Genomic DNA, 11,609 nt, shown 5'->3' with positions numbered 1-11,609 from the left:
TCAACGCTCCGCCCGTGGCGGCGCAGGTGGGAATCCCCACCGTGAAAGGATCCACACCGTGACCGCACGCGACACCTCGCTCGAGCTTCTGGCCATCGCCGCCGAAGCCGCCGACTCGAAGGGCGCCGACGACCTCGTCGCGCTCGACGTGTCAGAGCCCCTCCCGTTCGTCGATATCTTCCTGCTGGCCACCGGCCGCAGCGAACGCAACGTCCAGGCCATCGCCGGCGAAGTCGAAGATCAGCTCAACCTGGCCGGGCACAAGACCCTGCGCCGGGAAGGCCACGGCGCCGGCCGTTGGGTGCTCATCGACTTCGGCGACATCGTGGTGCACGTCTTCCATGAGGAGGAGCGCATGTTCTATTCGCTCGAGCGCCTGTGGAAAGATTGCCCCGTTCTGCCTCTGCCCGAGAAGGTCACGCAATCGTCGACAGAAGATCTTCGATAAGTGCCGTCTCGATTTCGTCTTCGGCCGATTCGTGTAGTAATCTAAACAGGTTGCTTCGAGCGATCGGAGACAAAATCTGGGTCTGTGGCGCAGCTGGTAGCGCACCTGCATGGCATGCAGGGGGTCAGGGGTTCGAGTCCCCTCAGATCCACCAAAACACAAAATATGGTCTCGCAGAATCATCTGCGGGGCCATATTTTTTGCCCGAATCCCATCGAATCTCAGCGGTGAGAAGCGCTGGGGGCCTGAGAGCGTTTTTGAGCGCTGCGCCTAGGGCCCCGCTCGACGTGCCTGCCGATGTCTGCCCCTGTCTGCCCCTGCCTGCCACTGCCTGCCCGTGCGAGCCGTCGAGGGCCGCACGCGCGCCGGTGTCAGCCGCGGTACTGAATGACCGCGCGCCCCGCCTTGAAAAGGTTCTGGCCGACGGTCGAGGGATCGCTCACATAGCCCGAGATCATGGCGCCGTCGCGCAGCATCATGAGCTCTTCGGCCACCGACTCGGCATCGGGCACGCCGATCTTCTCGAGTGCCTCGCGTGCGGTGCGGATGCCCCATCGACGGTGCTCGTCGATGACAACGCGCACGGGATGCTCGGGGTCGGGGTATTCGGCACCCGCGTTCAGGAACGCGCAGCCACGGAACCCCGGCACGCACGCCTCGTCGCCGAGTGCGCGTGCCACGAGGCCGAGCGCGATCGACGGATGATTCGCGGCCCGGGCCAGCACATGGCTGATGCCGGCGCGCTCCCAGGCGGCGCGGTTCTCGAGGTAGGCGACGACCAAGTCGTCCTTCGACGGGAAGTAGCGGTAGAACGTGACCTTGGTGATGCCCGCGGCCTGAATGATCTTGTCGGCCGAGACGGCGCGAATGCCCTCGGCGTAGAACAGGGCCGTCGCAGCGTTGAGGATGCGATCACGCACGGGCAGCGCACGGTCGGACACGGCGGGCGTGGGCGCGGGCAGGGAGTCGGCCGGTGCGTGGGTGACGGGCTGCGTCATGGGAACCCCTATTCTTGCGAGCGGCCGAGCCTGCGACACGCCGGGGCGGTGCAACACGCGTTCATCTGCCGGCGAGCTTCGGGTTCGCGCGGCCGCGGCCTATGAAATCCGAGCTTATCAGGGGCGTTGCGGTGTCGGCAGGGGCGGGACGTCGCGGCATCCGACATCGTTCAGAAGAAGTTTGACGAAACTGGAATAGACATCCATTTACATGTGTTTGCATAGTTCGGTGGCGATGAGCCCGCCACGGTCCGATATCCGGATCACCGAACGAACAAGGAGCACCTCATGACGGACACCATCGACATTCCCGGTTACAAGGCCGGCACCTGGGTCATCGACCCCACGCACTCCGAAGTCAGCTTCAGCATCCGCCACCTCATGATCTCGAAGGTCCGCGGCACGTTCGACCTCTTCGAGGGCACGCTCGTCACGGGCGAGAACCCCCTCGACTCGAGCGTTACCGCGCACGCCAAGGTCGAGTCGATCAACACCAACGAGCCCAACCGCGACGGCCACCTGCGCACCGGTGACTTCTTCGAGGCCGAGAAGTACCCGACCATCGACTTCGTCTCGACCGCGGTCCGCCAGGAAAAGGGCGACTTCAAGGTCGACGGAAACCTCACCATCAAGGGTGTCACCAAGCCCGTCACGTTCGACTTCGACTTCGGTGGCTTCAGCCAGGACCCGTACGGCAACTACAAGGCCGGCGCGACCGCTACCACCGTTATCAACCGTGAAGACTTCGGCTTGAACTACAACGCGGCCCTCGAGACCGGCGGCGTGCTGCTCGGCGAGAAGGTCACCATCACCATCGAGCTGCAGGCCGCGCTCCAGGCGTAGTCCCACTCCTCGGCCCGCCGAGACGACGCGGATGACGGAGCCTCTGTCGCCCGTCACCGCCTGACCACGCGTCAGCCTGTCGCCTCGCGCAGCCACTCGGAAGCGGCGGAGAATCCCTCGGGACTCTCCGCCGCTTTTCTGCGCGCACGGGGCCTCGTCAGAGTGCCGACGCTCAGGAGTTCGCGCCCACGATCTCTTCGCGCACGCGCCGCAGGTCTTCGAGCAGCGAACCGATCAGGATCCAGTGGTCGGGGTGCGGCCGCTGAATGACCAGGGGTGCGGTCAACGCGGGGATCTCGGCCGTGACCGGTTCGGCATCCTCATCGCGTTCCTCGCCGGACGGTCGGGCGAGGAGCCGCAGGTCGTGCGCGGCGCGGTGCAGCTCGCGGGCAATCTGTTGCACGGTCGATTCTTCGGAGAGGGTCGCGTCGTAGTGGTCGCGCACGGCCCGGGTCATGCCGATCGTGCGGGTGACCACGGGGGAGAGGCGATCGAGCAGCTCACGAATCTGTCGCAACTCGTCGCGGTGAGCCGACCGCCGCGGGTTCAACGTGAGCGACTCTTCGCCCTTGGAGAGCGATTCGACGGCTTTGTCGCGCATGGGCCGCAGCAGTCGCGCCTCGATCATGGCGCCCTCGACCGCGCTGTGGCTGTGCGGCGTGGCGAGGATGTCGGCCAGTCGGTCGAGGCTCGCGGCCAGTTCGGCGACGAGGGCTGCGGCATCCGCGCGCGCCGGCCCGATCATGACGGGCGGCACGATGAGCGCGTTCACGATCACGCCGATGGCCGCGCCGATGAGCGTCTCGATGATGCGGTCGACGGCGTAGCCCGGGGTCGTGGCGCCGATCGACAGCACGAGCATGGCGCTGATCGGGATCTGGTTCGACGATCCGGGCGTCAGGCGCAGCGCCCAGCCGATGAGGATCGACACGACGATCGCGGCGAGCACGATCCAGCCCTGTTGCCCGAAGACGATGCCGATGGCCGACGCGATGAGGACACCCGCGATGACGCCGACGCTGCGCTCGACGGCCTTGCCGAGCGACTGGTTGACGCTCGGTTGCACCACGAGCAGGGCCGCGATGGCCGCGAAGATGGGCAGCTGGCCCGGCAGAACCGTGATGGCCACGAACCACGCGGCGATGGTGGCGACGGAGGTCTTGACGGCCTGGATGAGGGGGAGACGCTTCGCCGTGCGGATGGGCGTTGCGCTCGTCAGCGCACGTAAGCGGTTTTTCCGGGCCATCCCATTCTCCCTTCGCATCGGGTGCCGGGCCGACGCGCGGCCCTCGCATGACACCTAGGACAGATCGAACTCCGACAGGCGATCGAGCAGCCCGGCGCCGTCGGGCGCATAGATCCAGTGAGCCTGCGAGGGCGCGTGCTCGTCGGGTTTCGAGCGACCACCCGCGAGAACCGCCTCACCGGGGGACAGCTGGCGGATGGCGACACCCGCGACGTGCTCGGGACGCTCCTCGGAGAATGCGCCGTAGATCTCTTCGTCGTGCTGGCCGTCGTCGCCGACGAGCAACCACCGGATGTCGGGGAACTCGTCCGCGAGCCGTCGCAGGTTGGTCTCCTTGTGCAGCCGCCCGCTGCGGAACCATCGATCGTGCGTAGGACCCCAGTCGGTGAGCAGCAGGGGCCCGGACGGGTAGAGGTTGCGCGACAGGAACCGCGTCAGCGTGGGAGCAACGTTCCAGGCGCCGGTCGACAGGTAGATGACGGGCACGGTCGGATGACTGCGCGTCAGTCGCTCGAGCATGACGGCCATGCCGGGGACGGGTGTGCGCGCGTGTTCGTCGAGCACGAAGGTGTTCCACGCCGCCACGAACGGCCGGGGGAGCGCCGTGACCATGACGGTGTCGTCGACGTCGGAGATGACGCCGAGGCGCGTGCTGGGGTCGACGATGTAGACCCGGGCCTCGACGGGCTCGGTGTCTTCGGTGCCGAGCGTGATGCTCTGCCAGCCGGGCTGGAGGTCGGCCGTGACGACGACGTCGACGACGCCCCCGCGGTCGGCCTGCACGCGGTGCTTCGTGTCGCCGACCTGCACCCAGACATCCGCCTCGACGACGGGGATGCTCGTGAAGCTGCGCCACCCGCGGATGCGCTCGTCGGGTTTGTCGAGGTCTTTCGCGGGTGTGGCGACCTTGGGCGGCGTGAGGACGACGCGCGCGAGGACCCGCACCCATGTGGTGGAACCGTAGCCCGTGAAGGGCACGACCGTGGCGATGTCACCGCGTTTGCGGGCGCGGCGGTGGCGCCAATCTTGCACGGCATCGTCGATGCGCGCGGCGCGGTGGAGCGTTCGTCTAGCGTGGGCGACGAGGGGTGCGTCGGGGGAGCGGTCGCTGTCGTGGGGCACCCGACAAGTCTGTCATGGTTGCGGCGCCTGCCTCGGGGGTTGCGCGCGCCGAGGTGGCCGCCGGGCTGGCGGAGTTGCCGGGGCCAGCGGGGTTGCCAGCTGCATCGCTCGCGACATCCGCCGTCATGTGGCGCTCTTCGCTGCGGTGCAGAACCTTCTTGACGACGAGGACGGCCACGAGGAACACAACGATGACGCCGACGAAGAGGTAGCCCGCGAAGTGCAACTTCTCGGAGAGCTCGCGGAACGTGCCAGCGGCGACTGAGCCGACCGTGACATAGGCGGTCGACCAGATGACGCAGGCGGGGATGGTCCAGGCCATGAATTTGCGGTAGGTCATGGTGCTCATGCCGACGGTCAGCGGGATGAGCGAGTGCAGCACGGGCAGGAACCGCGACACGAACACCGCGATGCCGCCGCGGCGCTGCAGATAGTTCTCGGCGCGCACCCAGTTGTGCTCGCCGATCTTGCGACCGAGGCGCGACGCGCGGATCTTGGGGCCGAAGTAGCGCCCGAGCGCGAAACCGACCGATTCGCCGCCGAGAGCGCCCGCGATGACGACGAGCACCATCGAGAGGTACTGCACGGGCCCGTCGACGGCCGTCGAGGCCACGAGCACCATGGTGTCGCCCGGAACGACGAGACCGACGAGCACGGAGGTCTCGAGGAAGATGCCCAGCCCGGCCAGGAGGGTGCGCAGCACGGGGTCGACGCTCTGGACGAGGTCGAGCAACCACATGAGGATGTCGTTCACGAGCCGAAGCCTAGTGATCGAGGCTGGAGAAGACCCGATATTCGTACCGTGATCGGGGCTCGTTTTTGTGCCTTTCCGAAAAGGTGAGCATGTGGTCAGACCACAGGCCGAAATCGCGCTACGATTGATTCAGCGGGACACCAAACCCGCTCGATTCCGCCGATCCGGCGACACGCTGCCCGGGGGATCAGCCGCTAGCGGACCTCTGAAAACGGAGCTCTCAGTGAACGAATTACTCGACCCGCTGCTTCTCTCGCGATGGCAGTTCGGTCTGACGACCATCTACCACTTCCTGTTCGTCCCCCTGACGATCGGAATGGCCACCACGGTCGCCATCTTCCAGACCGCCTGGGTGCGCACGGGCAAGGTGCACTACCTACAGATGACGCAGTTCTTCGGCAAGATCTTCCTCATCAACTTCGCCATGGGCGTCGTGACGGGCATCGTGCAGGAGTTCCAGTTCGGCATGAACTGGTCCGACTACTCGCGCTTCGTGGGCGACGTCTTCGGAGCCCCGCTCGCGCTCGAGGGTCTGCTGGCTTTCTTCTTCGAGGCCACCTTCATCGGTCTCTGGATCTTCGGCTGGGACAAGCTCTCGCCCAAGATTCACCTGTTGACCATCTGGGCCGCGGCCATCGGCAGCATCCTGTCGGCGTACTTCATCATCGCGGCCAACGCGTTCATGCAGAACCCGGTCGGTTTCCAGATCAATGAAGAGCGGGGTCGCGCCGAGCTCACCTCGATCGTCGACGTGCTCACGAACAAGGTCGCCCTGGCGGCGTTCCCGCACACGATCTTCGCCTGCTTCATGGTGTCGGCCGGACTCGTCATCACGGTGGCGGCCTACCACCTCTCGCGCAATCAGCACCTCGACACCATGAAGCCGGCCCTGAAGTTCGGCCTGTGGACGATGCTCATCGCGGGCGCGCTCACCACCCTGGCGGGCGATCAGCTCAGCCTCGCGATGGTCCAGACGCAGCCCATGAAGATGGCGGCGGCCGAGGCGATGTACGACACATCGACGGGGGCGGATGCATCCTTCTCGATCTTCACACTCGGCACACCTGACGGCGTGCACGAACTGTTCTCGATCCGCATCCCCTATCTGCTCTCGTTCCTGTCGACGCACACCTTCAACGGAACCGTCGAGGGCATCAACGACCTGCAGGCGCAGTACGTGCAGCTCTACGGCCCCGGCGACTACACGCCCATCATCTGGGTCACCTACTGGTCGTTCCGCTGGATGATCGGCCTCGGCATCTTCCACATCCTCGTGGCCCTCACGGGTCTCTGGCTCACCCGCAAGGGGCGCATGCCCGAGCAGAAGTGGGTGTGGAAGATCGCGATCTGGTCATTCCCCGCGTCGCTCGCCGCCATGATCGTCGGCTGGGTCTTCACCGAGATGGGGCGCCAACCGTGGCTCGTCTTCGGCTTGCTGAAGACCGCGGACGGAGTCTCGCCGAACATCACGGGTCTCGACGTGCTGATTTCGCTGATCGCGTTCACGGCCGTGTACGGCACCCTCGCGGTGGTCGAGTTCAAGCTCATCAAGAAGGCGGCCCAGAAGGGGCCGGACGACGCACCCGTCGCCGACGAAGAGTCCGGCATCCACCAACCGGTCACCACCGTCTACTAGCGAGACAGGAAGAATAATCATGGACCTCGGAATCCTCTGGTTCTGGATCGTCGCCTTCTTCTTCGTGGGCTACTTCGTCCTCGACGGCTTCGACTTCGGTGTAGGTATGTCGCTGCCGTTCCTCGGCAAAGACGACACCGACCGCCGCGTCATCATCAACACCATCGGGCCCGTGTGGGACCTCAACGAGACGTGGGTGATCGTGGCGGGCGCTGCCCTGTTCGCGGCCTTCCCCGAGTGGTACGCAACGTTGTTCAGCGGGTTCTACCTGCCGCTCCTGCTCATCCTGCTGGCCCTCATCATCCGCGGTGTGTCGTTCGAGTATCGGCACCAGCGGCCCGAGGCGTCGTGGAAGAAGCGCTTCGACACCATGATCATCGTGGGCAGCGCCATCCCGGCCCTGCTGTGGGGCGTGGCCTTCGCCAACATCGTGCAGGGTGTGCCGCTCGACGCGGATCACAACTACATCGGCGGCTTCTTCGCCCTGCTCAACCCGTATGCGCTGCTCGGCGGCGTCACGACCCTGCTGCTGTTCTTCACGCACGGCGTCATCTTCGTCTCGCTGAAGACCGACGGCGAGCTGCGCGAGCGGGCCCGCAAGCTGGCGGCGCGTTCGGGCATCGCCACGATCCTGGTGGCGGCGACCTTCCTCGGCTGGACCGTGCTGGCGCACCCCGAGAAGTCGGGGGTCGTGATCGGTGCCGCCGCGGCCGCCGTGCTGTTGATCCTCGCCTACATCGCCAACGCGCTCGGCAAGGAGGGGCGCGCCTTCGCCCTCATGGCGGCGACCATCGCGGCGGCCGTGCTGACGCTCTTCGTGGCGCTGTTCCCGGCCGTCATGCCCGCATCGAACGACCCCGCCAACAGCCTCACGATCGCGAACGCGTCGTCGACGCAGTACACGCTAGAGGTCATGAGCTGGGTCGCGGTCATCGCGCTGCCGCTCATCCTGCTCTACCAGGGCTGGACCTACTGGGTGTTCCGCAAGCGGGTCTCCCGTTCGCACATCGAAACCGCCGCGCACTAGCCTGACACGGTGAAACCCCTCGATCCGCGTCTGCTGCGCTACGCGAAAAGCGCGCGACTGTTCCTGGTGGCCGGTGGGGCTGTCGGCCTCGCCACCACCGGGTGCATCGTCGCCTTCGCGTTCCTCCTGACGACGCTCATCACGCGGGCCATCGACGGCACTCCGCTCGACACGCTGTGGCCGTTCGTCGGGGCGTTGGTTGCGGTCATCCTGATTCGCGCGGTTTTGGTCTGGGCCAACGATGCACTGTCGGCCCGCGCGGCGGCGCGCGTGAAGAGCGAGTTGCGCACACAGATCGTCGATGCCACCACCACCCTCGGGCCGGCCTGGATGTCGGGCCGCTCGTCGAGCGATATCGCGACGCTGGCGGGGCGGGGCGTCGACGCCCTCGACGACTACTTCTCGAAGTACATCCCGCAGCTGTTGCTGACCGCTATCGCCACCCCCGTCATCGTGCTCTCGATGTTCGTGACCGACTGGCTGTCAGCCGTGATCGTGATCGTCACGTTGCCGCTCATCCCGGTCTTCATGATCCTGATCGGCTGGGCCACGCAGGCCGTGCAGCAGAGGCAGTGGCAGGCGCTCGGGCGGCTGTCGCGCGGGTTCGTCGACACGCTCGGCGGGCTGGCGACACTCAAGATCTTCGGGCGGCAGAACCGGCAGGTCGAGCGGATGTCGCGCATCACGCGTGAGTACCGTGTCGAGACCATGAAGGTGCTGCGGGTGTCGTTCCTGTCGAGCTTCGCGCTCGAGCTCGCCGCAAGCCTCTCGGTGGCCATCGTGGCGGTTTCGGTGGGCCTGCGGCTCGTGGACGGATCGATGCTATTGCCGGCCGGCCTATTCGTGCTGTTGTTGGCGCCCGAGGCGTTCCTGCCGATCCGGCAGGTGGGGGCGAACTTCCACGCGGCAGCCGAGGGCGTGACGGCGGCGGATGAGGCGTTCGCGATTCTCGATGAGGCGCGGGCGCGCCGTAAGGGGCACGATGCTGCCTCGGAGAGCGTCGTTTCGGGTGGCGCTGTCGTTTCGGATGCCGCCGACGATGGCGCTCCTGATACGGATGCTCGCACCGGCCTCTCCGTGACCGACCTGACCGTGTCCTACGAAGAGGCCGTGGCCGTGCAGAACTTCTCCGCGACGTTCGCCGCCTGTTCGCTCACGGTGCTGTCCGGGCCGAGCGGCTCGGGCAAGTCGACGATCGTGGCGGCGCTGAACGGGTTCGTGCCGGCCGAGGGCCGCATAGCCGTCGACGGCCGGGAGGTCGCATCCGACCGATTGGTAAACGATCGCGCCTGGCTGGCGTGGGCCGGTCAGAAGCCGGGGCTCATCTTCGGCTCCGTTGCCGAGAACGTGGCGCTGGGCGACGCGCAGCCCGACGAGTCGCTCGTGCGTCGGTCGCTCGAGCGTGCCGCAATTGCCGACCTCGACCCGCGGCTGGAGTTGGGCGTCGGGGGCTCGGGCGTGTCGGGCGGTCAGGCACAGCGCGTGGCCATTGCCCGTGCGCTCTATCGCCTCGAGAGTCGCGGATGCCGCGTGCTCGTGCTCGACGAGCCCAGCTCGGCTCTCGACCATGCGACCGAGGCTCGGCTGATCGCTAGCTTGCGCGAGGTCGCGCGGGCGGGCGTGGCCGTGATCGTCGTCAGCCACCGTCAGGCGTTCCTGAGCGCGGCCGACGTCGTGGTCACTATCGCGCCTGTCTCGGCGGCAGGGGCGACCGCACGAGGGCGGGCCGGAGCAACAACGGCTGTGGCGGAAGGAACGGAACGATGAGCCGCAACACTGCGGGTGACACGCGCGCCGAGGCCCGCGGCATCCTGAGGCTTGCTCAGCCGCGGCTGAGGGTGGCGCTGCCCGGCATCCTGGTCGGCATCCTCGCCGCGTTCTGCACGGTGGCGTTGCTCGCGACGAGTGCCTGGTTGATCACGAAGGCCGCCGAGCAGCCGCCCATCCTGTTCCTGTCGATGGCCGTGGTCGGGGTGCGCGCGTTTGCCCTGGGGCGCGCCTTCTTCCGCTACCTGGAACGTCTGGTCAGCCACGACGCCGCGTTCCGGCAGCTCGAGGCCGTGCGCGTCGAGGTGCTGCGCCGTCTGATCCCGCTGGCTCCGGGCGGACTCGGTCGCGCCAAACGCGGTTCGCTGCTGTCGGCGCTCGTCTCGGATGTCGACGACCTGCAGAACCTGCCGCTGCGGGTGGTGCAGCCCATCGTCACGTCCCTCGGCGTGGCGGTCGTGGCCGTCGTGGGCGTCGCGTTCCTGTCGCCCGTCGCGGCCCTGGGCCTCGCCGTCTGCCTCGTGCTGGCCTTCGCGGTGAGTGCCTTCTGGGTCACGCGCTATGCGGCGCGCGCCGAACGGTCGATCGCACCCCGCCGTGCCGCCGTGCTCGACGCCCTGCTCGACTACCTCAACAACCTCGACGTGCTGACCGCCTACGGTGCCGACACCGAGGCCCGCGCGCGCATCGAGCGGGCGGATGCCGACCTCACGCAAGCCGTCGTGCGCCGCGCCGGCGGTGCCGGAATCGCGGCCGCCACCCTGAGCCTGTTCTCGGGTCTGGCCGTGGTCATCGCCGTCATCGCGGGTATCCCGGCCTTCGGCGCCGGAACTTTGAGCGCCCCCGAGTTGGCTGTCATCGCGCTCGTGCCGCTCGCCGTGTTCGAGATCGTGGCGATGGTGCCCGTGGCCGTCGGTGTTTTCCGTCAGGTGCGGTCGAGCGCGGCGCGGATCGCCGAGGTGGTACCAGCAACGGTGCCCGCCGGCATCCCCGTGGACGATCCCGCCGCCCGGGTCGGCGGCGACCGTGGGGGAGTGGATGTAGGGAGCACAGCCGATCGTCGTGGCGAGGATGTGGCGTCCAGCGTGCCGCGCATCCAGCTGACGGACCTGAGCGTGCGCTGGCCGGGTCGCGCCGACGCGGCCGTGCGCGGAGTCACCGTGACTCTCGAGCCGGGGGACCGGCTGCTCGTCGAGGGCGAGAGCGGCGCCGGCAAGACGAGCCTCGCTCAGGCCCTCGTGCGTTTTGTCGACGTCTACGGCGACTATCTCATCGACGGCGTGCCCGCCCAGCGGATGCCGCAGGACGAGGTTCGCCGCATCGTCGGGCTCTCGGAGCAGACGCCCTACCTCTTCGACGAGACGATCCGACAGAACCTCCTCTTCGCCAAGGACGACGCCGACGACGCGCAGCTGCTCGACGTGCTGCGCCGCGTGGGCCTCGACTCCTGGGTCGCGGCCCGGGGCGGACTCGACGCGCGCGTTGGTGAGCGTGGCTCACTGGTCTCGGGCGGGCAAGCCCAGCGCATCGCCCTCGCCCGGGCGCTCCTGCACGACTTCCCCGTGCTGGTGCTCGACGAGCCGACCGCCAACGTCGAGGCCGACCTGGCCGACGCGCTCGTGCGCGACCTGGTTGCGGCGGCCGGCGATCGACGCACCGTCATCCTGATCTCGCACACGGATGTTCCGGCCGGGCTCTTCAGCCGCCGCCTCACGTTGCGACCCGACGGCGACGCCCGGCTGAGCGAGTCCCCGCGACCGTAAGCTGT

At 67.4% G+C, this 11,609-nt stretch carries 9 protein-coding genes, 1 tRNA gene and 1 pseudogene; 7 read left to right on the top strand and 4 right to left on the bottom strand.

Translation table 11 applies throughout. The features are described from left to right. The first annotated feature begins 58 nt into the window (after positions 1–58). Together rsfS and ALI44B_RS03575 are read left to right on the top strand one after the other, a co-directional pair. A complete protein-coding gene (gene rsfS / locus ALI44B_RS03580) occupies positions 59–448 on the top strand; it encodes a ribosome silencing factor (RefSeq protein WP_077053344.1) in 390 nt (129 codons plus the stop codon). 78 nt (positions 449–526) lie between these two features. Continuing rightward, positions 527–602, top strand: a tRNA-Ala gene (locus ALI44B_RS03575). 217 nt (positions 603–819) lie between these two features. Here ALI44B_RS03575 and ALI44B_RS03570 read toward each other — a convergent pair. Continuing rightward, positions 820–1,446, bottom strand: a complete 627-nt coding sequence (locus ALI44B_RS03570) for a TetR/AcrR family transcriptional regulator (protein ID WP_083709490.1) — start codon at positions 1,444–1,446, stop codon at positions 820–822. A gap of 288 nt (positions 1,447–1,734) precedes the next feature. Between ALI44B_RS03570 and ALI44B_RS03565 the strand changes: the two genes are divergently transcribed. Beyond that, positions 1,735–2,289 (top strand): YceI family protein, encoded by a 555-nt coding sequence (locus ALI44B_RS03565; RefSeq protein WP_077053343.1) that lies wholly within the window; start codon positions 1,735–1,737, stop codon positions 2,287–2,289. Between the two features lie 172 nt (positions 2,290–2,461). Here the strand turns inward: ALI44B_RS03565 and ALI44B_RS03560 are convergent, their stop codons facing one another. The 3 genes and pseudogenes from ALI44B_RS03560 to ALI44B_RS03550 form a co-directional block, all read right to left on the bottom strand. Next, the gene (locus ALI44B_RS03560) at positions 2,462–3,535 is read right to left on the bottom strand and encodes an FUSC family protein (RefSeq protein WP_077053342.1); all 1,074 of its coding nucleotides are present in this window, start codon (positions 3,533–3,535) and stop codon (positions 2,462–2,464) included. A gap of 54 nt (positions 3,536–3,589) precedes the next feature. Further along, positions 3,590–4,657 carry an App1 family protein phosphatidate phosphatase gene (locus tag ALI44B_RS03555; protein WP_083709489.1) on the bottom strand — a complete coding sequence of 356 codons (1,068 nt, stop codon included), beginning with the start codon at positions 4,655–4,657 and terminating at the stop codon, positions 3,590–3,592. An 85-nt stretch (positions 4,658–4,742) separates the two neighbouring features. Next, positions 4,743–5,411: pseudogene (locus tag ALI44B_RS03550) on the bottom strand (DedA family protein); the annotation flags it as partial. A 223-nt stretch (positions 5,412–5,634) separates the two neighbouring features. On the opposite strand from ALI44B_RS03550, the gene ALI44B_RS03545 reads away from it, so the two are divergent. From ALI44B_RS03545 to cydC, 4 genes are read left to right on the top strand one after another with little or no spacing between them, the layout of a single operon-like run. Continuing rightward, a complete protein-coding gene (locus ALI44B_RS03545; RefSeq protein ID WP_077053341.1) occupies positions 5,635–7,047 on the top strand; it encodes a cytochrome ubiquinol oxidase subunit I in 1,413 nt (470 codons plus the stop codon). A gap of 19 nt (positions 7,048–7,066) precedes the next feature. Then, positions 7,067–8,074 (top strand): cytochrome d ubiquinol oxidase subunit II, encoded by a 1,008-nt coding sequence (cydB, locus tag ALI44B_RS03540; protein ID WP_077053340.1) that lies wholly within the window; start codon positions 7,067–7,069, stop codon positions 8,072–8,074. 9 nt (positions 8,075–8,083) lie between these two features. Then, positions 8,084–9,841 (top strand): thiol reductant ABC exporter subunit CydD, encoded by a 1,758-nt coding sequence (cydD, locus tag ALI44B_RS03535; protein ID WP_077053339.1) that lies wholly within the window; start codon positions 8,084–8,086, stop codon positions 9,839–9,841. After that, positions 9,838–11,604 (top strand): thiol reductant ABC exporter subunit CydC, encoded by a 1,767-nt coding sequence (cydC, locus tag ALI44B_RS03530; RefSeq protein ID WP_077053338.1) that lies wholly within the window; start codon positions 9,838–9,840, stop codon positions 11,602–11,604. The genes cydD and cydC overlap by 4 nt, the downstream gene beginning before the upstream one ends. Positions 11,605–11,609: the final 5 nt, after the last annotated feature.

Source organism: Leifsonia sp. ALI-44-B (assembly GCF_001984125.1).
In the GTDB taxonomy this organism is placed as follows: Bacteria; Actinomycetota; Actinomycetes; order Actinomycetales; family Microbacteriaceae; genus Okibacterium.
This window is presented reverse-complemented; position numbering and strand designations above follow the sequence as displayed.